Consider the following 21,980-nt stretch of genomic DNA (forward strand, 5'->3'; position numbering starts at 1 on the left):
TTTCTTCCGTATAATAGATGTATATAATAAAATTCATTCTCATATACGAGATGTGGAGGGGATATACATGGGATTCTTCAGTAACCTTTTCGGTTCCAGTCAGGAAGGAAAAGAAAAATATATCTATATCAGCGGCATGATGTGCGACCATTGCGCGGCCCACGTAAAAGAAGCGTTGGAAGCCGTACCTGGCGTCGTGAAAGCCAAAGTCAGCCTTATGGATAAACGGGCTACCGTCCATGTAACCGATGAGGCGGATGAAAAAGCCATGTTTAAAGCCGTCGTCAATGCCGGCTATTCCGTAGACAAGATTACCGATACAAAAGAATAAAAAGCGTCGTCACTACCATTCTGATGCATGTGTACTTACGATGCCGCATACAAAGAACTAGAGCCTGTCAGATGACAGGCTCTAGTTCTTTGTAGTGTATTCTATTTTACTTCCACTGTTGTTTCTGCTACGACAGGTTATTTGGCAGCTTTTTCTGCTTTGAGCTGTTCAATTTCTTTCTGCTGAGCCGCTAACTGATCCTGTAACTGACCAACAACTTTGTACAGTTCTTCCGCATCGGGCGAAGTGGTCTTTGTCTTAGCCGAGGACGGGCCAATCTTAAAGCTCAGTCCAAAGGTATACGCATTGTCGGAATCACCCATAGTGCTGGCAGCACTGAACATGACATTTTCGTTCGGGCGATAGAATGCGCCGAGAGCAACGCTGTTTTCGCCTTTAAACGAACCGGAAGCAACAGCAAAGTTGAGTTTATTAGCCGGATCAAAGTCGAGAGGATGAAGACCAGCCAATGCAGCCGAACGAGCACCGACTTTATTGATGTCTGTCTTCATGGAGCTGTAATCGCTGAACAACTGATTGATATTAGCACTATTCTGACCTACTTGGGCATCCAGGGCATTCAGATTCTGGCCAACGCTATTATTGCTCTTGACATAGTTACCATCTTTCGTCGTGCCGATAGCCTGTGCATTGTTTGCAATCTGATTCTGCAGCGTCTGGTCTGCTGCTGCACGGGTCTGGGCTTCCTGCAAATCTACGGCACTCAGTGCATTAAATCCATCAGCTACGTTCTTGTTAATCGTGTTGACAGAGCTTACCAGATTGTCATTGACCTGTTTGATGACTTTATCCTGTGCGGCATCAGCGCCCTTGCGTTCAGCTCGTTCCTGTGCAACGGCCTGATCACGGGCAGTAGCTTCTGCATCGATATTATCTTGCAGCGTCTTATCTGCAGCTGCACGAGTCTGAGCTTCAGCAAGATCGTTTTTATTCAGCTGATCGGTAATCGTACCGATGTTTTTGTTAATCGTATCGACAGAACTTACCAGATTGTCATTGACCTGTTTGATGACTTTATCCTGTGCGGCATCAGCGCCCTTGCGTTCAGCTCGTTCCTGTGCAACGGCCTGATCACGGGCAGTAGCTTCTGCATCGATATTATCTTGTAACGTCTTATCTGCAGCTGCACGAGTCTGAGCTTCAGCAAGATCGTTTTTATTCAGCTGATCGGTAATCGTACCGATGTTCTTGTTAATCGTGTTGACAGAACTTACCAGATTTTCATTGACCTGTTTGATAACCTTATCCTGTGCGGCATCGGCACCGATACGGTCTGCAATTTCCTTATGAAGAGCCGTATCTACATTAGTGAGATTCTGACCGACAGACTGATCTTTCTTAATCAAATCGCTTTCCGATGTGACATTCTGGTTATTAGAAATCAAATCGACCCGATCTTTCAATCCATTCGCAACGTTATTGGCATTTTCAGCAGCTGCCGTAGCATCACTAGCTGCCTGCGTAGCAGCTTTAGTCGCATCGGCAGATGCAAAGGCATTTGCACCTTTCAAGGTATTCTGAATATCAGCAATATCCTGTTTATTCTGGGCAATGTTGCCTGCATTTGTATGGATTTCAGCATTTGCCTTATCTACCCGGCCATCGGTGTCAGAAAGATGTTTTTCCAAATTCTTTGCACTATCAACGATAGCCTTAGAGTTATTCTGAACGGCTGTAGTCAACGTTTCATTAATCTTACCCTGGTTAGTTAAAGAGTCGGTAATATTTTTCTGAAGGTTGGCAACATCGGTCTGGCGAGCTGTTGTTTCTGCATCGATATTTTTCTGTAAGGTCTGGTCTGCAGCATCACGGGCCTGAGCTTCAGCAAGATCGTTTTTATTGAGCTGATTGGTAATCGTTCCAATGTTTTTGTTAATCGTATCGACAGAACTTACCAGATTATCATTGACCTGTTTGATAACTTTATCCTGCGCAGCATCGGCACCAATACGGGCTGCCGTTTCTTTGGCCAAGGCGCCGTCCAGTTTGGTTACGTTTTCACCAATGGTCTTATCAGCTTTAACAACAGCACCATCTTGTACCGCTGCGTCGCTCTTGCTGACGTAATTGGCTGCTGTCTGATTTTCCAAATATTCCTTTACGTTGGTAATCCGGGTATCCAGCTGCGTATCGGCATCCGCACGGGCAGTAGCTTCTGCATTGATATTATCCTGCAGCGTCTTATCTGCAGCTGCACGGGTCTGGGCTTCCTGCAAATCCACGGCACTCAGTGCATTGAACCCATCAGCCACGTTCTTGTTAATCGTGTTGACAGAATTTACCAGATTATCATTGACCTGTTTGATAACCTTATCCTGCGCAGCATCAGCACCAATGCGGGCTGCTGTTTCTTGGGCCAAGGCGCCATCCAGATTAGTTACATTTTCGCCAATGGTATTGCCAGCTTTAGCAACAGCACCATCTTGTACCGCTGCATCGGTCTTGCTGACGTAATTGGCTGCTGTCTGATTTTCCAAATATTCCTTTACGTTGGTAATCCGGGTATCCAGCTGCGTATCGGCATCCGTACGGGCAGTAGCTTCATCAGCAATAGCCGTCTTATTAGCAGCAATATCCGTGGAGTAATCCTTTGCCGCCGATTGAGCATTTTCCAATTGTGAAATTCTTTGTGTATTTGAATTAACGCCTTGTCTTACTTCGTTAAATTCCTGATCCGAAACTTCAGCAAATACACTGCCACCGAACATGGTGGCACCCATCAAGCCTGCTAAAATAGCTGTCGTCAATTTTTTCCCTGATAAATTCATGATTCTCTCCTCCTGTTACATGAAATACACTTATGAATTTTTATTTCACGAACTAAATTCCCTTGTTCCTGACCGGCATGTCAGGTTACCCAAGGAAAGGAGCAGAGAATATAAAACAGGCAGCATGCTGTAATAGCTGTATCTTTTTTTATATTTATAGTAATGATTTCTTATATTAATAGTTATATTAATAGAAAATAGTGTCGAACAAATACCCCCCCCGGTATATTTGAGGCGCAAAAATTTTCTTCTTTTCATATATTGTATTGCACATCATCGGCACAAATATACACTGGTCAGGAGCCATATTGCCACCTCCTTCCTATAAAATAATAAACAAAAAAATAAATCTTTTTGCTTGACCCTATTGTATCAAATTTACATATATTTGTCACGAAATGGATATATTATTATCCTATTGATGTAATGTGCTATCTTTTCCATGTCAATTTTGTTTTAAAATATATGCAAATATTCATTAGCATCGTATACGTAAGCAATAATTTTGACACTGTAGACAAAAAGTCTGCCGCACCTGGCATGCGACAGACTTTTATTTTATAATACACAGCAACATTCCTGTTCTATTCTTTTAATACATATCCATATGCACGGATGCGGTCACCTTCGTGTTCCAGGTATACGCCCTGGATTTCCAGTGCAAAGCCGGGCAGTTCATTCAGGCTTTCTTCCAATGCCTTGAAATATTGGACAGCCGTATGGGACCAGCGTTCACCTGGTACGACGCAAAGGACACCCGGAGGATATGGCAGCGCTCCTTCCAGAGCAATGCGGCCTTCGATTTCATCGAGAGGCACCAGTTCCCGTTCACCCCGGATAAAGGCATAATGAGCTTCCTGGGGACGCATGACGTATTCCGGGAAAAATTCTTTGCGAAATAGTTTTTTCTGCAAATCCTTAACATTCCGGTCTTTGAAGAAGTCGTGCATTTCCTGACAAAGCTGCCGCAGCGTATATCCCGTATAGCGGCCGGGGTACTTATTGTATACGCCCAACAGGACTTCCTGCATAGGGACGTTGTTATCCACAAACCGTTCAAAGCGGACAAGCTGGCTCGTGAGAAAACGGAGTTTATTCTTATTTTCTGCCGGCGTCAGCAAAAACAGGATAGAATTGAGATCGCATTTTTCCGGAATGACTCCATTTCCCCGCAGATACGTAGCCAGAATATTGGCATGGATACCGAAGTTTTCATACTCTCCCGTTTCGGCATCGATTCCCGGCGTCGTCAGCAGCAGTTTACAGGGATCGACGCGATACTGATTGGGACCATACCCTTCAAAGGCATGCCATCTGGCACCGGGTTCAAAAGTGAAGTAATCAATATCATCGGCCATAGCTTCCGTATTTCCCTTCTGCCACGGCCGGTCATGCACTACAGGTGCCACAAAGGGACGGATATAGTGACAGCGGCGAAGAATATCTTTGCGGGCTTCTATTCCCATTTTTACACAGTCCCGCCACATCTTGCGCCCGGCGTCACCGGCATGGATTTTGGCATTGACATCGAGAGTAGCAAAGAGCGGATAAAACGGGCTCGTCGTCGCCTGAGCCATGAATGCGTTATTAATAGTCTTGTGATTCACATAGCGCGGCTGGTCGTGAATATGACTATCCTTTTTGTGAATCTGTGACGTTTGGGAAAAACCGGCCTGTTGTTTGTGTACAGACTGGACGACAAAGATGCCCGGGTCGTCTTTTCCCAGGTCCAGGAGCAGCGGGCTGCTATCTTTGAGCATGGGAATGAATTGTTCATATCCGGCCCAGGCTGAATCAAAGAGGATGTAATCACAGAGATGACCAATGCGGTCTACTACGTAGCGGGCATTATACAGAGTCCCATCATACGTATCCAGCTGAATGACTGCCAGACGGAACGGGCGGGGCTGCTTCGCCTTTTCCGGGTCCCGTTCAGCAGCAAGCTGCCGCAGATACGTTTCATCAAAGCAATGAGCATCAATGCCGCCAATAAACCCATAGGGATTGCGGGCCGTTTCCAGGTATACCGGCGTAGCCCCGGCCTGTATGAGCGCCCCGATGGCTACTGATTTATGATTATTCCGATCATAGAGTACCAGGTCACCCGGCGTAAGAAGCGCATTAGTCACGACACGATTGGATGCCGATGACCCATTGAGGACGAAGTAGGTCTTGTCTGCATGAAAGACCTTGGCCGCAAAATCCTGCGAATCGAGAGCCGGTCCCTCATGAATGAGCAGATCCCCCAGAGTAACGTCGGCATTACAGATGTCTGACTGAAAAATATGAGAACCAAAGAAATCGTACAGATACCGGCCTGCCGGATGCTTCTTGAAAAAGGCGCCATCCTGATGGCCCGGGCAGTCGAATGGGTTGTTCTTTTCGCTGACGTATTCGACAAGCTCCCCGAAAAACGGAGGTAATACAGTCTGTTCATAATTACTGGCCAGACGTTCCGCCGTTTCAATGCAACGGCTCTTATTGACCATTTCTTCCGAAAGGACCATGTCTACCTTATCCAGATAATGAGACGGCAGCTTTTCTCCACTTGGCATGATGACCATGATAGGGATGCCAAACCCGGTAGCATCGATGGTATCAATGTAGTCATAATCCTGATCTGATAAGACGGCGACAGCCACATCGGTAAAATCCGTCTGTTCTACAGGCACGATTTCCCGGTCGCTGTCCACAAAATAATACTGCACGTCAAAACTGTACGCAATCTTTAAATGTTTCATATGTTTTCTCTCCTATCCTCTTCCTTTCAATTTGATAGCCCTATTTTAGTCTTAATATATAAGAATAACAAGACTTGACAGGTAATTTAATAAGATATATTCATTCCTATTGTGCCGTAAGCTGTCGAAGTGTCTGATAGAGGACTTCGGCCCCCTGTTGGATATACCTGTAATCGGTCCATTCTTCCGGCACATGGCTTCTTCCATCCCGGCTGGGTACGAAAATCATAGCAGTCGGCATCAAATGATTGAAAACCATTGTGTCATGACCGGCTCCAGAACACATGCGTTTGTATGGAATATGAAGCATCTGTGTCTGAGTTTCCAGAAGGTTCTGCAAAGACTGATCCATTTCGACAGGATCGGCATGTAACCGCTCTTCTATAGCATAGGAAAGGCCGGGATTCTGTTTCTTACTCGTTTCCAATGAGGCCTTTACAGCCTTCATGACCGTTTCAATACTATTCATGTTCCGGCTCCGGCAATCAATGGAAAACACCGTCTTATCCGGGATAATATTACCTGCCCCGGGATGAGTCTGGATTATTCCGGTGGTAAAGACCGTACCGTCTCCCAATGTCAACGCTGTATCAGCGCCGGCCGATACAGCGTTTGCCATAGCTAATACAGTATCAGCCCGCATTGTCATCGGTGTGGCACCTGCATGGTTAGAAATTCCTTTAATAGTAACAAAATAATATTTCAATCCTACAATTGCTTCAACGATTCCCAGTTCAAGATGTTCCCGGTCAAGGACAGGCCCTTGTTCGATATGCAATTCTAAAAAAGCAGCCCAGTCTCCTGTATGTATCGTCTCACTGGCAATTTTTTCAGGATTCTTACCATAGGCCGTAAGGACCTCTGCAATCGATTGCCCCTGAGCATTGCGGAAACGATGAATTTCATCGTCATAAAGTTGCCCGCACATAGCCCGGCTTCCAAACAGGCCAGAGCCAAACTGAGGTCCTTCTTCTTCCGGAATAGCTATACAGCAAAAAGGCCGGCGGGGCCGGATTCCTGCATCGTGAAAAGCCCTCGCCGCTTCCAGTGCGGTACAGATACCTGCAATCCCATCGAAATTGCCTCCTTCTGGCACAGAATCGAGGTGGCTGCCTGAAACAACAGGGGCGAGTTCCGGTTGTTCTCCCTGCAAGGTCCCTAATATGGCACCTACGGCATTTTCCCGTACGGTAAGTCCGGCTTTTTTCATTTCTTCTGCGATATAATCAGCAGCTTGCCGGAATGCCGGTGTATAGGAAAAACGGTTACATCCCCGTCCTTTCTTCGACTGAAACTGGGCAATCGTCGTTATATCTTTCTTTATTCGTTCTGCTTTTGTTATCATAGAAACTTTCCTTTCTTTATATACTATGACATATCATAGCATGAACAGCATAAAAACAAAAGCGGCCATGAGAGCCCGTTTATCGGGGATTGGGTTCTGTCTCTCACAGCAGCTTCTGTTTTAGATTGTATCAGCCATCAATGACGGCTTTAATTTTTTCTATACCTTTCTGCAGTACGTCCATGGGAATATTCAACGGAGGCAGCAGGCGCAGGAGTCCATTGGCTGTCAGGACCAGGACGCCGGCATCGACGCATCCGTTGACGACTTCCATAAGATCTTTTTTCAGTTTGACGCCCAGCATGAGACCCAAGCCGGATACCCATTCTACATTCTGGCAGCTTTCCAGTTCTTTTTTGATATATTCGCCTTTTTTACGGACATCAGCCATAAGGTCATCATCGAGACGGTCAATAATGGAAATGGCTCCGGCAGCGCAGATAGGATTGCCGCCAAAAGTCGAGCCGTGGGTATGATCCGTCAGGGCGTGCTGACAGGAGTCAGCAAACATCGTCACGGCAAATGGCAGCCCGCCACCGATGGCCTTGGCCGTCGTTACAATATCTGGCTGTATGCCATATCTCATATAAGCATAGAGGGCGCCCGTACGGCCGTTACCTGTCTGCACTTCATCGATAATGAGCAGGATGTCATGAGCTTTGGCATAATCCGCAACCTGATGGACGAAATCCGGATTCAGCGGATGAACACCGCCTTCACCTTGTACCAGTTCCATCATGATGGCACAAGTCTTATTTTCTTCAGCCAGCTTTTTGACCGATTCGAAATTATCCGGTTCGGCATAAACAAATCCCGGCAGGAAGGGGCCGAAATCCTGATGGAGTGATTCCTGGCCGCAGGCAGTGAGGGTAGCCATCGTCCGGCCGTGGAAGCTATTTTTCAGAGTAATGATAGTATAGCGGCCATCGCCATATTTATCGTGGGAATATTTACGGGCTGCTTTAATGGCGCATTCATTTGTTTCAGCACCGGAATTGGAGAAAAAGACTTTCTTCATGCCTGTTTTTTCGCAGATTTTTTTTGCCAGGACAATCTGTGGTTCTGTATAGAAAACGTTGGACATATGACTGAGTTTGCCCAGCTGATTGATGACAGCCTTCTGCCATACGTCATCACAGACGCCAAATACATTGACGGCAATACCGGCACTGAGGTCGATATATTCCTTGCCATTGACATCGTATACCAGAGAGCCTTTGCCATGATCGAGAACGGCATCGAGGCGGTTATATACATTAACAATATATTCTTTATCTAATTTTTCAAATTCTTTCTTTTCTGTTTCTGCAGACATATTTATTTCCTCCTTTAAAACAACCCTGTATACATATAGCAGATGCCCGGATACGTATAGTAATTCCAATGGCTGCTGAAACAACAGTCATCGAGGCATTATTGTTTAACAAACATAGTTCCCAGCCCTTCTTCGGTCAGCATTTCGATGAGAATAGCGTGAGGTACTGTACCATTGATGATGAATACCCGCTTTACACCACAGTCGATAGCGTCAGTACAGCATTTGACTTTGGGGATCATGCCACCGGCAATGATTCCTTCGTCAGTAAGCTTCTGCACCTCCTGCATAGTCAGGCTATGGAACAAGGTGGACGGATCTTCAGGATTGCGGAGCACACCGTCGATATTGGTCAGGGAAATCATGCACTCTGCCTGGAGAGCACCGGCAATTTCAGCCGCCGCCGTATCGGCATTGATATTATAGGAAACGCCTTTGCCATCGGTTCCAATAGACGAAATGACGGGAATGTATCCATTGGCCAGACTGTCATGGATGAGTTCCGGATTGATATGAGTGATTTCCCCGACCAGTCCCAGTTCATCACTTTGTTTTTTTACCTGGATCATATCGTCGTCGATACCGCATAAACCAATGGCTTTGCCTCCCAATGATCCCAGGAGGTTGACCAGATCCTTATTGACCTGACCGGCCAGTACCATCTGAACGATTTTCATCGTCGCTTCATCAGTTACACGCAGGCCGTTCAGGAATTTCGATTCCAACCCCACCTGATTGAGCATATCCTTGATATGCGGTCCGCCGCCGTGGACCAGGACAACTTTGACACCAATGAGGTGCAAAAGCACAATATCTGCCAGTACGGCTTTGCGGAGTTCTTCATTGACCATCGCATTGCCGCCATATTTGACGACTACGACTTTGCCGTAATACTCCCGGATATAAGGAAGGGCATCGCGCAAAATGCGTGCCTTCTGGGCATTGCTCACTTCCTGTATGTCGTGATCCATAAAAGTTGTCGTTGTCATAACTGTACGATTCTCCTTAATCTCCCAGATTCAGACCCGTTTTCGGATCTATGCCAAGCATAATATTCATATTCTCGATAGCGGCTCCCGATGCACCCTTCCCCAGATTGTCAAAAATGGAAGTAAGGAGAATCCGCTGATCATTTCCTGTGACGAAAATTTCCATGTCATCGCGGCCGCTCATGTCATTGGCCGCCAGAAAACCACCTTTATCTTCCCCCAGGGGGCGTACATGTATAAAGTCACAGCCATCATAATGGGCCGCCAATGTCTCCCATACATCCTGTATGCCCGGCGCGCCCTTCAGCAGTTTCGTAAAGACCGGGACGGTCACTTCCATGCCACTGTAATAATCATCTACAATCGGCGAAAACATCGGTTTATCCGCCAGATGACAGATGGTAACAATTTCTGGCAGATGTTTATGCGTCTGTCCCAGTCCGTACTGGCGGGGTGACAGGAGGTCTGTCGTCTTTTCTCCTTCATAGGCAGCTATCATCTTTTTGCCACCACCACTGTACCCCGTAAGGGAAAAAGCGGTAACGGGATAGTCAGCAGGCATCATACCGGCAGCGGTCAAAGGCTGGACAAGGGAAATGACGCCGCTGGCATGACAGCCGGGGTTGCCGACACGACTGCTATGAGCAATCTTTCCGCTCTGTTCCTTTGATAATTCAGGGAATCCATAGACCCATCCCGGTGCAATGCGGTGAGCCGTAGATGTATCAATGATTTTGACGCCGGTTCCTTCAGCCAGACCGGCCGCTTCGACGGCCGCTGCGTCAGGCAGGCAGAGAAATGCAATATCTGCCGCTTTCATATATTTTTTTACTTCATCCGGATTTTTTCGCAATTCTTCAGAAATCTGTAATAACTCAATATCCTGACGCGCTGCCAGCCGTTCATGGATGCGCAGTCCTGTCGTACCTGAATGACCGTCAATAAATACTTTCGTTTTCATGGTGCCACTCCTTAGATGCTGTATGTACAGCTTGATTTATTTTAATGAATATTTATTGAATTTTTATTCATTATAGTTAATGTCATCCCATTTGTCAAGAAAAAAGTACCGTATGACCCAAAATCTGTATCGTCCTCCCTGTCATCCGGCTATATTCTGATAGTCTTTCATTGCCTGCATCAGCTGCGTACGTTATAATATTGTCAAAAGAGAAAAATCTGCTGCATTAGGAGGAATATATATTATGGTAAAAATTGGCAACGTGCCTCTCGATAACGGCATGCCGAAAATTTGTGTTCCCATTGTCGGCCGTTCCCTAGACGAACTCGTCCAGGAATGCCGCTATCTAAAGGATAAGATATATGATGTCGTCGAATTGCGCATCGACTTTCTAAAGGATGTCCTGTCCCTGGATGCCGTCGGCCAGGCCCTGACAGCCGTCCGGCAGGAATTACCGGACGAAGCCATCCTGTTCACGTTCCGCACGAAAGAAGAAGGCGGCGAAACGGACGTTCCCGAAAGCTACTACTTCTCTCTCCTGGACTATACTATCAAAAGCGGTACCATCGATGCTGTGGACATTGAATACTTCCGTGACCGCGAGGACATCAAAAAGACTTTGACAGTTGCCAAAGAATATGGCATCACGGTCATCATGAGCAGCCACGATTTTCATAAGACGCCATCCTTCGACGAAATCACAGGCCGTCTCATCGGCATGAAAAAGCTGGGAGCTGATGTTGCAAAACTGGCCTGCATGCCCAAATCAGCGAAGGACGTATTGACTCTCTTATCGGCGACGGAAGCTATCAAATCCCAGTATCCTGATGAACCGCTCATCACCATGTCTATGGGACGCCTCGGTGCTATCAGCCGCATCAGCGGAGAATGTTTCGGATCTTCTCTGACCTTTGGTTCAGCCAAAAAGGCCTCTGCCCCGGGCCAGCTGGAAGTAACGACACTGCACCAGATTTTACAGGCGCTCCATGGCTGAATCACACTGCTCATTTTCTTTTTCCCAGCATACGACAAAAACCGGCTGCCGCATGAAGCAATTTCTGCTCCACACGGCAGTCGGTTTTTATATTACGGGATATTTCCAATCAGTGTTTCAAATTCGTCGAGGACCGATTCCATAGGCTTATCGTTGCGGATACAGTAATCGGCAGCCTCCCGGTACAGACCGATGCGTTCTTCATAGAGATCATACACTTTTTGCCTGCCATCTTTCAAGAGGGGCCGTACGGAGACATCAACATCGCTGACGATATCTTCGGGAGAACGATCCAGGAAAAAGACCGTACCCGTTTTCTTGAATATAGAGATATTTTCCAGCCGTTTAATGACGCCTCCCCCACAGGCGACGACAATCCCTTCTTTAGACGCCAGAAACCGGCTGGCCCGGACTTCGGCATCGCGGAAACAGTCTTCACTGATGGCAAAGAGTTCCGGAATGGATTTTCCTTCCTGCCAGACAATGACATCATCGGCATCATAAAAGGGGCGGTTCAGCCGGCTGGCAAGAGCTTTTCCCAACGTACTTTTCCCACAGCCGGGCATGCCAATAATGATAATATTCCGTTTATCATTCATAGAGGTGCTCCATTTCCTTAGCAATCTGTTCAACTATGGATGAAGCAATTTTCTGCCCCGTCCATAGTTCTTCTGCCCCCACTGCCTGAGCCACGAGCATGTACATGCCGTTCCGTGTCCGGGCACCATGGCGGCGTGCCGTTTTCAAAAGTTCTGTATCTTTGGGATTATAAATGAGATCTACGACAGCCGGAAAGGCCGCAATGCATGCTTCAGAAACAGGGCATCCGTCCATGCGGGGAAACATGCCTACAGGCGTGCAGTTGACCAGTACATCCCCGCCGCGAGACATTTCAAGCGATTGGTAATCTATCTCCGATGCTCCGATTTTCTTCGTGAATGCATCAAATTCTATCTTGGAATGAGGCTGGCGGGAAACAATTGTAATCGACCTGGCGTTCTTGTCTGCCAGATATTGGATGATGGCTCTGGCGGCTCCTCCGGTCCCCAGGACGACGCAGTCCTGTCCGGCAACTCCTATACCAGCCTGTTCCAGAGACCTGCCAAATCCGCCATAATCGGTATTATATCCGAATGCTCCTTCATCGGTGAAATGAATCGTATTGACGGCCCCGATGATCCGTGCTTCCCGGGATATATCCGTCAGATAGGGCATGACATCCCTTTTATAGGGAATGGTAACATTACAGCCTGTATATCCATCCTGTGCCAGGCGTTTTAAATTTTCTGCCAGACTGTCCGGGGGCATTTCCAGTACATCATAGGTTCCGGACACACCCATAGCCTGAAAAATTTTTTCATGAATAGCCGGAGAAGCCGTGTGCCCCAGTTTTTTTCCTATTAGTCCTGCTTTCATCGAATATTGCCCCCTTTGTCAGATGGATAATTTCCAAGGATTTTAAAATAATTACAATGTTCTTCCAGATTGTGCAGTACGATAGCTGTTGCTGGATTCCGTATATTACCCATGACATCAATATGGAAAAAATACTCGAACGGACGCCCCTTGATAGGCCGCGATTCCAGATGAGTCATATTCATGGCATTATAGAAGAAATGGCCTAACACATGATACAGCGCACCGGGCTTGTGTTTGGTCGTCAATACCAGCGTAATCTTGTCCATATCATCGCTTTCTTCCATTTCTGCAGAAATAATGAAAAACCGGGTATAGTTCATGGTGTTGTCGTTGATATGGCGGGCCAGTATGGTAAGCCCGTACATATCGGCCGATATGGTATTGGCAATGGCTCCGATGTGGACATCGCCCGTCTTATGCACCATTTCGGCACTCTGGGACGTACTGAAATAGGGATGAAGCAGCCAGTCTTCATGTCCTTTCAGGAAATCCCGGCACTGGGCAATGCCCTGGGGATGGGAATAGACTTCGTGTATATCGGCCAGAGTCGCTCCGGGCACTCCCAGCAGATTATGTTCGATACGCACATACTTTTCTCCGGCAATGTGGCAATCATAGCGGTGAATCAGATCGTACACATCAGTAATACCGCCCGTTGAGGAATTTTCAATGGGCAGGACCCCGTAACGCACCTGTCGCCGCGCCACGGCCTGGACGACATCTTCAAACTGTGAGGCATACTGAGGTTCTATATCTTTCCCGTCAAAATAGGACATCATCGCTTCATACGTATAAGACCCGGGCAAGCCAAAACAAGCGATGGCCATTGGCTTCGTCTTAGTCATGAGCGCCACCTGTCTTCCTGCTGCCGAGGAAAATATCCAGTATGGTCCAGGCCGTGGCCGCTTCTACGACAGGTACGGCCCGTTGGACAATGCAGGGATCATGTCTCCCTTTAATGACCAGTTTACAATCCGCCTGTGTATCCGTATCGATGGTATCCTGTTCTTTCGAAATGGATGCCGTCGGCTTGATGACCAGGTGGAAATTGACCGGCATCCCATTAGTGATACCGCCATTGATTCCCCCATTGTGATTGGTGCGCGTCCTGACCACTGTCCCGTCATAATAAAAGGAGTCATTGATTTCAGAGCCATGATGCGATGCCATGTCAAATCCATCACCAAAGGCTACCCCTTTGACGGCAGGAATAGAGAAAAACATATGAGACAGCCGGCTTTCGACCGAATCGAAGAACGGATCACCCAGGCCTGCCGGCAGTCCCAATATCTGCCCTTCTATCAAGCCACCTACCGAATCGAGCTGGCTTTTGGCTGTCAGGATTTCCTGTTCCATCAAAGCCGCCTTAGTTCCATCAAGGACAGGCAGCGTCTGCTGTTTCAATTGCTGAAACAGGGATGGCGACTCACCGCAGGGAGCAAAATGGCGGTCAGCAACCTGTCCGATGCGCAGGATATGGGCCCCTATGCAGATACTTTCCCTGGCCAGGATTTGGGAAGCTATGGCACCGGCAAAGACGAGTGGTGCTGTAATACGGCCGGAAAAATGACCGCCCCCGCGGTAATCATTGTATCCGTCATACCGTACCTTACCGCTGTAATCGGCATGACCGGGCCGCATCATATGGCGCAGCTGGTCATAATCCCGGCTGTGCTGATCATTATTGCGTATCAGGACACACAGCGGTGTTCCTGTCGTGTGGTCGTTGAAATAACCGCTTTCGATTTCAAAGGCATCGGCTTCCTGTCGTGCCGTAGACATAGCATTCCTTCCGGGAGCACGACGGGCCATTTCCTGCCGTACGGCATCCCAGTCGATAGAAATACCGGCAGGAAGTCCGTCCAGGACGGCCCCGATGGCCTTTCCATGAGATTCTCCAAAAATTGTCAGTCCTGCATGATATCCAAAGGTATTATTCATCACTGCCAGCCTCCTCTGTATATGTTCCGCCCATAGCCGCCACATCCTGCCAGAACCGGGGATAGGATTTCCTGACACATTCTGCCCCATCGATCTGTACCGGCCCTTCAGCAATCTGGGAAGCCACTGCCAGAGACATAGCAATGCGATGATCGTTCCAGGCCTGTACGCATCCACCATGAACCTGGCCGGTACCTTCAATGATGAGGCCGTCTGGTTCTTCTGTTATCCTGCCGCCTAATTTATTCAATTCTTCTGCCATGGCGTGGAGCCGGTCACATTCCTTGAGGCGGACACGGGCGGCATTGACGATATGAGTCGTGCCGCTGGCAGCCGTCGCCAAAACCGTCAACACCGGGACCAGATCCGGGCAGTCGCCGGCATCAATCGTCGTCCCTTTTAAAGCAGACGGACTGGCCATGAGGCCGTCTGGTTCTTCTGTTATCCTGCCACCCATGCGGCGGATAATATCGACGATGACTTCATCTCCCTGGGCGCTGTGGCGGCGGAGGCCGGTCAGTTTCACATCATGGCCCAGACAGCCTGCGGCCAGCCAGAATGCAGCCTGGGAATAATCTCCTTCTACCTCGTACCGGCCCGGCTGGTACGACTGACCGCCAGCAATCTGATACACACCTGGTTTTTCTTCTTCAACCTGCACGCCATGGCGGGCCATCGTATCCAGGGTAAGGCCGACATAACTGGCTGATTCCAGTGTCGTCGAGCTATAGAGAGCCGAATCTCCCGTAAGGAGTGGCAGTGTCAGGAGCAGCCCTGTAAAGAACTGGGAACTGACATTGCCCGGCAGAGTATACGCGCCGGGAGAGAGTGTCCCCGTCACCGTCAGAGGAAGACCGCCGTCGTCAGCTGTCTGATAGGCAATATGGCGGGACTGGAAGATAGCATAATATGGCTGGAGAGGCCGTGAAACAAGGCGTCCCCGGCCCGTGTACGTGACAGTGCGGCCGGTCAAAAGTCCCAACGGGATAAGGAAACGCAGTGTCGAACCCGATTCACCACAATCAACCGTCACAGGATTGCGACCCTGGCGGATACCGCCTTGTATTCGATAGGAAACGCGGCCTGGAAGTGTATCGGAAATTTCTTCTATTTGAGCACCAAAATGGCGGAGAACCCGGCAAGTCGCTTCGATATCTTCCGATGGGGAAATATGTTCGACCACGCTTTCTCCTTCTGCCAGAGCGGCACAGATAAGATCGCGGTGTCCCAGGCTTTTCGATGATGGGACGGCCAGTACGCCCCCGAACGGATGGGGTGTCATGCAGATATTCATGATGGTGTGCCTCCTGTGATATAAGTCGAAAGATCAGCCAGTTCCACTGGCAGCAGCCGGCAGGAACCAATCCGATTGAGGATGATGAGTGTCATATGAGAACCGCGCTTTTTCTTATCATGTCCGATATAAGGTAACAAGTCGTCAGCCGATGCGTCCACCGTATACGGAAGGTGATATCGTTTCAGGATGTCCACCAGACGTCGGGCCGTCCCCGCTTCGGTCAGTCCCAGTGCCTCAGTCCGTGCCGTGAGAAGAGCCATTCCTATGGCAACGCCTTCCCCATGAGTATAGTGACCAAACCCATACAAGCGTTCAATCGCATGCCCGATTGTATGGCCGAAATTCAGGATCATTCGTTCCCCCATATCATACACATCGTGTTCCACCACATCCGCCTTAATCCGGCAGCAAGTTTCTATAATTTCATCCCAATGAGAAGTAATGCTATGTTCATCCAGTGTTTCCATAAGGGAAAACAGGCCCGCATCACGGATACAACCGTATTTGATGACTTCTCCCAATCCATCGCGGACAAACCGTTCCGGCAGTGTCTGCAATAAATCCGGGTCAATTAATACGGCTTTAGGCTGATAAAAAGCACCGGCCTGATTCTTGCCGCTCGGCAGATCAATCGCCACTTTACCACCGACACTGCTGTCCACCTGGGCGATGATAGAGGTAGCAATCTGAACAAACGGCACGCCCCGCAGGAACGTAGCTGCCGCAAAACCTCCCAGATCTCCGACGACGCCGCCACCGAAGGTAATAATCATATCCGACCGGGTAATACCCAGGTCCGACAGCTTCTGATAGATGTCTAACAGCTGATTGGCATTTTTGTACGCTTCTCCTGCGGGAATGACAATGCATCCGGTCCGGAATCCTGCCTGCTGCAGGCTCCGTTCCAGGCGTTTACCATAGAGTGGTTCCAATGTGCTGTCCGTAATGATGGCAACTGTTTCTGCTTTTGTCAGACTGCAGATATAGTTGCCGGCCCGGTCGAGAAGGCCATTTTCAATATAGATTTCATACGAATCGTTTCCTAATTCAACGTGGATTTGTTTCATGAACTAATTCCCTTCTCCGCAAAGCGGCCTGCTGTAAAAATTGGGTCATGCCCTTGGTATCCTCATCAGAAAGCAGTTCGGCAAACGCTTTCAACGATGCACTGAACCGGTCAATTTCTTTCAAAAGGTTATCCTTATTAGAAAGGAACAGTTTGGTCCAGAGCGGGGCATTAATATCTGCAACGCGTGTCCCGTCACGGAAACTGCCGGCAACAAAATACCGCGTCATCGTATCCATCGATTCACTATTTATGAGAGATATGGCCAAAACATGGGGCAGACTGCTCGTATAAGCAATAAGTTTATCGTGTTCTGCTGCTCCTACGCGTACCACGTGGGCACAGCCAAGGGCACGTGCCATCCGTTCAATCACATCGACATGTTCCGGCTTATTGCCTTCCATAGGTACGAGTATATAATTGGCGCCATCAAAAATTTCAGCCCGGGACATGCCATAGCCACTGCCTTCCCTTCCTGCCATTGGATGTCCCGGGACAAAATCCAGATCATTCCGGAGCAGTGACCTGATCCGGTCAGCCGAATCTCCTTTGATGCCAGCGACATCTGTCAGCAGAGCCCCTTGTTTAAAATCCTGACGGTGCTGTCCAATAAACGCCATCATAGCATCTGCAGCCATGCAGAAAATGACTATATCGGCCTCCCCTAGAAGCTGACTGCCATCATTCGATGCTTCATCAATGGAACCATCGGCCAGTGCCTCTGCCAGAGCCGCCTGATTAACGTCAATCCCAATGATAGACCTGACATGTAATTTTCGTAATCCCTTGGCATACGAACCGCCAATAAGTCCCAGCCCGACAATCGCGATGACATAATCCGTAAAAAAACCACTGTCTGTATTTTCCATTGCGTTCCCCCCAAAATATTCGCTGCCTGATAGCTGTTGGCAACGTTTCCTCTTTAGTATACTAAATGACGTACACTAGAAAAAGAGGTTCCCCTGATTTTCTTTTATACCGTACAGTCAATAACAGGAATCAGATAGCATACCATAAAAAAAGCAGGCTCCCATGAGCCTGCCTTATGCTGCATCCGCCGCTGCCGTCTTATACAGTGATATTTTCCCACTGATTCAAACAACCCATGTCTTTGTCTCGTCTATGCATTTATCACAGCAAAAATAGCCAGTGCCCAAATACAGGTAGGCCTGGCTGTTTCTAAAGCTATATGCAACTGCCGTGAAAGACATAGCGTTATTCATGGTACGGCTCCTTGCAGAACTGAAATTTAAAATAAGATAAACATATACTATACCGAAATTGTTTCCTTGTCAAGGACTTTTGTATACCATCACCAGCTTGGCGGAATAGCCGTTGTGACGACGCGGAATGTATAGCCCTGGCTCTTGAGCAGTTTAATGAGTCCCGGCAAAGCTTCTACCGTCGCCTGATGGCCACTGGCATCATGCATGAGAATGACCAGGTGGCTGTGGAGATATGGCCGCAATGCCAGCTGCTTCTTAATATTTTCTATTTCTTTTCCAGCTGTTTTACCCGTCCCATCGGCATCTCCCGTCAGGGCATTCCAGCCTACTTCGATATACCCTTCCTGGTTGAGAGCCTGCCAGAACGCCTTGGTAAAATGTCCCGATGTGCCACCCGGCGCACGGCTGATAATAGGACGCACGTGGATGACATCATAAATCAGACCGGCCGTCTGATCGACTTCATCCATATAGGCTTTAGGCGACGCATACAGTTTCTTATAATCATGGCTGTAGGAATGGATGCCGATGGCATTGCCCGATTCATAAATAGCCTTCACGACGTCGGGATACCGTTCTACATTATTACCGGTCAGAAAAAACGTAGCATGAATCTGTTCGTCTTTCAGGATTTTCAGTATTTTTGTCGTATTTTCTTTATTCGGCCCATCATCAAAGGTTAGATAGGCCACATGATCCCCATAATAATAATCCCTGGTCGTACCGTATGTCAGAGGAAGACCTTTGTCCCTGCGCTGCTGTACCGTATAATGATCATACACAGGCAGGTCATTATCGACAGCTGGCAGAGTAAAATCATCTCCCACAAATGCCACATCGGGGTGAGATATGGCAGCAGCCTGTTGTACCTCCGGTGCTATATGTCCGTGATGATTATACAAAAACCATCCACTACCTGCTAACACACATATGGCCAATAAACCAGTTATTATTCTTCCCTTCACGTTCTCTACTCCTTACCTTTTGATTCCATTCCTTACCTTTTAACAGATTTCATCGTCAGGCTGTTCTGACGGCTGAATCCCTTCCACGCTTTTTTAATCAATATGCGCATCATATCTATAGTCAGCTCCCGGCGTTCCTGCTCAGAACAAGGGCCGAAATTTTCAAAATCCAGTTCTTCGCTGACCATGTGAGCCACATTTTCTCTGGCCTGCAGTCCTTTGGCAGACAATTCCTCACTAGCCTTTTCTGCAATAGCTGCTGCACCGGGACGACCGCCGACGACAATCCGCCACTGATCTTCTCCCATAGTGACAGCGCCAGTCAGATATGGCTGCTGGCCCGTCTCACTTCTGTAGGCCATATACGCGGTATAGACGAACTCCCGGGCAATCACGATTTCTGTGATTAATTCCCCCATAGGAGGACACGAAAGATAATCCCGCAATTCCATACGCCCTTTGTCTTCCAGGACCACATCGACAGTCAGGGACAAGAGAATAGGAAGCAGCATGGAAAAAGGCTGTTTGGAAGCAATCAGGCCACCCAGCGTTGCCCTCTGTTTCAGTTCCCGGTCCGGTACCTCTCTCAAAGATGCACATATGGCCCCTCCTGCCAGGCCCTTCAACAGTGGCGATTTCTCTATTTCTGCCATCGTCGTCATCGCGCCGACAGCGATTTCTTCTCCTCCGTCCCGGATATAGGAAAGCCCGGCATGATCCAATTCGATGGCCAGTTTATAATGAGTATCTTTACGTTTCAACTCCTGCGCACCGGCTACAAGAACTGACGATGCGACAGTCCGGTAAGCACTATACGCTTCAGCCGATGTATGGGGAGCAATGACACTATCACTCGATACCACTTGGCGCACCTCCTTTCACAACAGTTTTATTCTATTACTTTAATAGTCCTTGTGCAACATGACTGCGATGCAAATCCAAAAGAAACGACTCATGAGTACAATCCAGGATCCGCTCAATCAGTGCATCCGGCCCCAGCCTATCATAGGCTTCCAGTTCATCGGCATACAACAGGACTGGCATTAGTAATTGGATAATTATGCCATCGTCCAAAGTCAGTTCTCCCAATTCACCATCAAACTGTACCATAAGGACTCCACAAAGATCACTTTCCGTAGTGAATGGTTCGTTTGACTCTGAATTGGGAAGGATGAACCCGTAAGACATCCACAGATGATGAGCATGCGGAAATTTAGCCAGATCACGGATCATCCGAAGCGGCCAGGCAGCCTGTTCCCCCATAGAAAGAATTCGGTCATGGGCAAACGGCCAGTCAGATGGCAGCATCAGACACAGTTCACTATATGATTCCCGCACTTCGCTACTTTCCGTTCCTTCGGGATAGGTCATCGGTGTGGCACTCATCCCCAGAGTATGAATAACATAAAACGGCTCTTCTGTCGTAGGATATAAAACCTCTATATCAACAGGCAGCGGAACCGGTTCCGTATCAGCCAGGACCGTCCGTTTCCGGTTGGGAAACAACGTATGGAAGTATTGTTCCACTGCTCCGGTATATTCACGATGCAATACGGGCACCGGTTTCATTACCAGATCATTCATAGAAAAAAAATGTGTGATTTTAGGAATCGGACAACGGTCCATCGGTATCACTCCCTTATGTTCTATCTTACTATAACATAGACCGGCCATTTGTTGAACCCATCAGACGCCCTTTCCTTTTTTAGTCAGGTCTCTAATGCCGGTTTATATGGGAAAACAGATATCCGGAAGACTGCATTATCTGTACCGGTAAGTATATGCTATATATACATTATATGATGTGATATGATGTACAGATATTCATCATATCACATATACCATCTATATCGCATTACGCATTTTGTCCTTATATAGCAAACAAATATAGTCTATTTATAATACATTACAAATTATCATTTATAAAATAATATTAAGGCATGATACAGCCGTTCATTTATTTTTTAATATAAATTAAGTTTTTTCATTATATTTTATTTGCATTTATTTATATTTTTAGTATTTTCCTGAAAATGTTATAATTTATTTTCACATTATGGTATTTGCAAACGAAAAAAAAAGTGTTATGATAAGGCCGTAGAGAGAAGTTCGGGGTAAACTAATTTTTCAAATGAGGTGAAGCTTTATGAACAAGTATCTTGCATCTGTAATCGAAAACGTCAAAACGAAACACGCTAATGAACCGGAATTTGTCCAGACCGTAGAAGAAGTATTCTCGTCCCTGGATCCTGTCGTAGAACGTCATCCGGAATACGAAAAATACGATCTCCTGAATCGCATGGTCGAACCGGAACGGATGTTTACATTCCGCGTTGTCTGGGAAGATGATAACGGTAAAATCCATACCAATACAGGTTATCGCTGCCAGTTCAACGGCGCAATCGGGCCATATAAAGGTGGTCTCCGTTTCCAGAAAAACGTATATCCCGGTATCATTAAATTCCTCGGTTTCGAACAGATTTTCAAGAACTCTCTGACGGGTCTTCCTATCGGTGGCGCCAAAGGTGGGGCAGACTTTGATCCCGATGGCAAATCCGATGCAGAAATTATGCGTTTCTGCCAGAGCTTCATGCAGGCCCT

At 47.6% G+C, this 21,980-nt stretch carries 19 protein-coding genes; 3 read left to right on the forward strand and 16 right to left on the reverse strand.

Annotated elements, in window-relative coordinates; all coding sequences use genetic code 11:
- Positions 1-67: 67 nt before the first annotated feature.
- Complete coding sequence (locus B4H10_RS07225) at positions 68-331, forward strand: heavy-metal-associated domain-containing protein (RefSeq protein WP_059075671.1); 264 nt, start codon at positions 68-70, stop codon at positions 329-331.
- Positions 332-468: 137 nt separating this feature from the next.
- Here B4H10_RS07225 and B4H10_RS07230 read toward each other — a convergent pair whose 3' ends face one another.
- From B4H10_RS07230 to argC, 6 genes are all read right to left on the reverse strand, one after another.
- Entirely contained in the window at positions 469-3,120 is a 2,652-nt protein-coding gene (locus B4H10_RS07230) for a YadA C-terminal domain-containing protein (RefSeq protein ID WP_292018541.1), read from the reverse strand.
- Between the two features lie 584 nt (positions 3,121-3,704).
- Entirely contained in the window at positions 3,705-5,861 is a 2,157-nt protein-coding gene (gene speC, locus B4H10_RS07235; RefSeq protein WP_059075669.1) for an ornithine decarboxylase, read from the reverse strand.
- A gap of 106 nt (positions 5,862-5,967) precedes the next feature.
- Entirely contained in the window at positions 5,968-7,206 is a 1,239-nt protein-coding gene (locus B4H10_RS07240) for a Zn-dependent hydrolase (protein ID WP_170087950.1), read from the reverse strand.
- 130 nt (positions 7,207-7,336) lie between these two features.
- Positions 7,337-8,521 (reverse strand): aspartate aminotransferase family protein, encoded by a 1,185-nt coding sequence (locus B4H10_RS07245; RefSeq protein WP_292018542.1) that lies wholly within the window; start codon positions 8,519-8,521, stop codon positions 7,337-7,339.
- A 98-nt stretch (positions 8,522-8,619) separates the two neighbouring features.
- Positions 8,620-9,480, reverse strand: a complete 861-nt coding sequence (gene argB, locus B4H10_RS07250) for an acetylglutamate kinase (RefSeq protein ID WP_113856578.1) — start codon at positions 9,478-9,480, stop codon at positions 8,620-8,622.
- 46 nt (positions 9,481-9,526) lie between these two features.
- The gene (gene argC / locus B4H10_RS07255) at positions 9,527-10,471 is read right to left on the reverse strand and encodes an N-acetyl-gamma-glutamyl-phosphate reductase (RefSeq protein WP_150824466.1); all 945 of its coding nucleotides are present in this window, start codon (positions 10,469-10,471) and stop codon (positions 9,527-9,529) included.
- A 244-nt stretch (positions 10,472-10,715) separates the two neighbouring features.
- Here argC and aroD point away from each other — a divergent pair, with 244 nt between their 5' ends.
- The gene (gene aroD, locus B4H10_RS07260) at positions 10,716-11,465 is read left to right on the forward strand and encodes a type I 3-dehydroquinate dehydratase (protein WP_292018543.1); all 750 of its coding nucleotides are present in this window, start codon (positions 10,716-10,718) and stop codon (positions 11,463-11,465) included.
- Positions 11,466-11,557: 92 nt separating this feature from the next.
- Here aroD and B4H10_RS07265 read toward each other — a convergent pair whose 3' ends face one another.
- The 10 genes from B4H10_RS07265 to B4H10_RS07310 form a co-directional block, all read right to left on the reverse strand.
- Positions 11,558-12,064 (reverse strand): shikimate kinase, encoded by a 507-nt coding sequence (locus B4H10_RS07265; protein ID WP_292018544.1) that lies wholly within the window; start codon positions 12,062-12,064, stop codon positions 11,558-11,560.
- The gene (gene aroE, locus B4H10_RS07270; protein WP_059075663.1) at positions 12,057-12,881 is read right to left on the reverse strand and encodes a shikimate dehydrogenase; all 825 of its coding nucleotides are present in this window, start codon (positions 12,879-12,881) and stop codon (positions 12,057-12,059) included. The genes B4H10_RS07265 and aroE overlap by 8 nt, the downstream gene beginning before the upstream one ends.
- Positions 12,878-13,729 carry a prephenate dehydratase gene (gene pheA, locus B4H10_RS07275; RefSeq protein WP_059075662.1) on the reverse strand — a complete coding sequence of 284 codons (852 nt, stop codon included), beginning with the start codon at positions 13,727-13,729 and terminating at the stop codon, positions 12,878-12,880. The genes aroE and pheA overlap by 4 nt, the downstream gene beginning before the upstream one ends.
- Positions 13,722-14,825: a chorismate synthase gene (aroC, locus tag B4H10_RS07280; RefSeq protein ID WP_059075661.1), complete on the reverse strand. Its 1,104-nt coding sequence runs from the start codon at positions 14,823-14,825 to the stop codon at positions 13,722-13,724. The genes pheA and aroC overlap by 8 nt, the downstream gene beginning before the upstream one ends.
- Positions 14,818-16,119, reverse strand: a complete 1,302-nt coding sequence (gene aroA, locus B4H10_RS07285) for a 3-phosphoshikimate 1-carboxyvinyltransferase (protein WP_113856276.1) — start codon at positions 16,117-16,119, stop codon at positions 14,818-14,820. The genes aroC and aroA overlap by 8 nt, the downstream gene beginning before the upstream one ends.
- Positions 16,116-17,189, reverse strand: a complete 1,074-nt coding sequence (gene aroB, locus B4H10_RS07290; protein ID WP_292018545.1) for a 3-dehydroquinate synthase — start codon at positions 17,187-17,189, stop codon at positions 16,116-16,118. Before aroB ends, aroA begins: the two co-directional genes overlap by 4 nt.
- Positions 17,170-18,057 (reverse strand): prephenate dehydrogenase, encoded by an 888-nt coding sequence (locus B4H10_RS07295; RefSeq protein WP_113856278.1) that lies wholly within the window; start codon positions 18,055-18,057, stop codon positions 17,170-17,172. The genes aroB and B4H10_RS07295 overlap by 20 nt, the downstream gene beginning before the upstream one ends.
- Before the next feature lie 443 nt (positions 18,058-18,500).
- The gene (locus tag B4H10_RS07300; RefSeq protein WP_292018546.1) at positions 18,501-19,379 is read right to left on the reverse strand and encodes a polysaccharide deacetylase family protein; all 879 of its coding nucleotides are present in this window, start codon (positions 19,377-19,379) and stop codon (positions 18,501-18,503) included.
- 32 nt (positions 19,380-19,411) lie between these two features.
- Entirely contained in the window at positions 19,412-20,242 is an 831-nt protein-coding gene (locus B4H10_RS07305) for an FAD binding domain-containing protein (protein ID WP_059075656.1), read from the reverse strand.
- 34 nt (positions 20,243-20,276) lie between these two features.
- Positions 20,277-21,005, reverse strand: coding sequence for a suppressor of fused domain protein (locus B4H10_RS07310; protein ID WP_159897750.1), 729 nt, complete (start codon positions 21,003-21,005; stop codon positions 20,277-20,279).
- 520 nt (positions 21,006-21,525) lie between these two features.
- Between B4H10_RS07310 and B4H10_RS07315 the strand changes: the two genes are divergently transcribed.
- Positions 21,526-21,980, forward strand: a 455-nt coding sequence (locus B4H10_RS07315) for a Glu/Leu/Phe/Val dehydrogenase dimerization domain-containing protein (protein ID WP_292018547.1), incomplete at its 3' end; no start/stop codon positions are given.

Origin of the sequence: Megasphaera sp. UBA4382, from assembly GCF_002391155.1 — a bacterium.
GTDB lineage: Bacteria > Bacillota > Negativicutes > Veillonellales > Megasphaeraceae > Megasphaera > Megasphaera hexanoica.

What these genes read in the sequence shown, in the direction of transcription:
- aroE (WP_059075663.1), bottom strand. Translation starts at nt 12,881, where the DNA reads ATGAAAGCAGGACTAATAGGAAAAAAACTGGGGCACACGGCTTCTCCG.
- B4H10_RS07230 (WP_292018541.1), bottom strand. Translation starts at nt 3,120, where the DNA reads ATGAATTTATCAGGGAAAAAATTGACGACAGCTATTTTAGCAGGCTTG.
- B4H10_RS07295 (WP_113856278.1), bottom strand. Translation starts at nt 18,057, where the DNA reads ATGGAAAATACAGACAGTGGTTTTTTTACGGATTATGTCATCGCGATT.
- aroD (WP_292018543.1), top strand. Translation starts at nt 10,716, where the DNA reads ATGGTAAAAATTGGCAACGTGCCTCTCGATAACGGCATGCCGAAAATT.
- B4H10_RS07265 (WP_292018544.1), bottom strand. Translation starts at nt 12,064, where the DNA reads ATGAATGATAAACGGAATATTATCATTATTGGCATGCCCGGCTGTGGG.
- B4H10_RS07245 (WP_292018542.1), bottom strand. Translation starts at nt 8,521, where the DNA reads ATGTCTGCAGAAACAGAAAAGAAAGAATTTGAAAAATTAGATAAAGAA.
- pheA (WP_059075662.1), bottom strand. Translation starts at nt 13,729, where the DNA reads ATGACTAAGACGAAGCCAATGGCCATCGCTTGTTTTGGCTTGCCCGGG.
- aroB (WP_292018545.1), bottom strand. Translation starts at nt 17,189, where the DNA reads ATGAAACAAATCCACGTTGAATTAGGAAACGATTCGTATGAAATCTAT.
- B4H10_RS07225 (WP_059075671.1), top strand. Translation starts at nt 68, where the DNA reads ATGGGATTCTTCAGTAACCTTTTCGGTTCCAGTCAGGAAGGAAAAGAA.
- aroC (WP_059075661.1), bottom strand. Translation starts at nt 14,825, where the DNA reads ATGAATAATACCTTTGGATATCATGCAGGACTGACAATTTTTGGAGAA.
- argC (WP_150824466.1), bottom strand. Translation starts at nt 10,471, where the DNA reads ATGAAAACGAAAGTATTTATTGACGGTCATTCAGGTACGACAGGACTG.
- speC (WP_059075669.1), bottom strand. Translation starts at nt 5,861, where the DNA reads ATGAAACATTTAAAGATTGCGTACAGTTTTGACGTGCAGTATTATTTT.
- B4H10_RS07310 (WP_159897750.1), bottom strand. Translation starts at nt 21,005, where the DNA reads ATGGACCGTTGTCCGATTCCTAAAATCACACATTTTTTTTCTATGAAT.
- B4H10_RS07240 (WP_170087950.1), bottom strand. Translation starts at nt 7,206, where the DNA reads ATGATAACAAAAGCAGAACGAATAAAGAAAGATATAACGACGATTGCC.
- aroA (WP_113856276.1), bottom strand. Translation starts at nt 16,119, where the DNA reads ATGAATATCTGCATGACACCCCATCCGTTCGGGGGCGTACTGGCCGTC.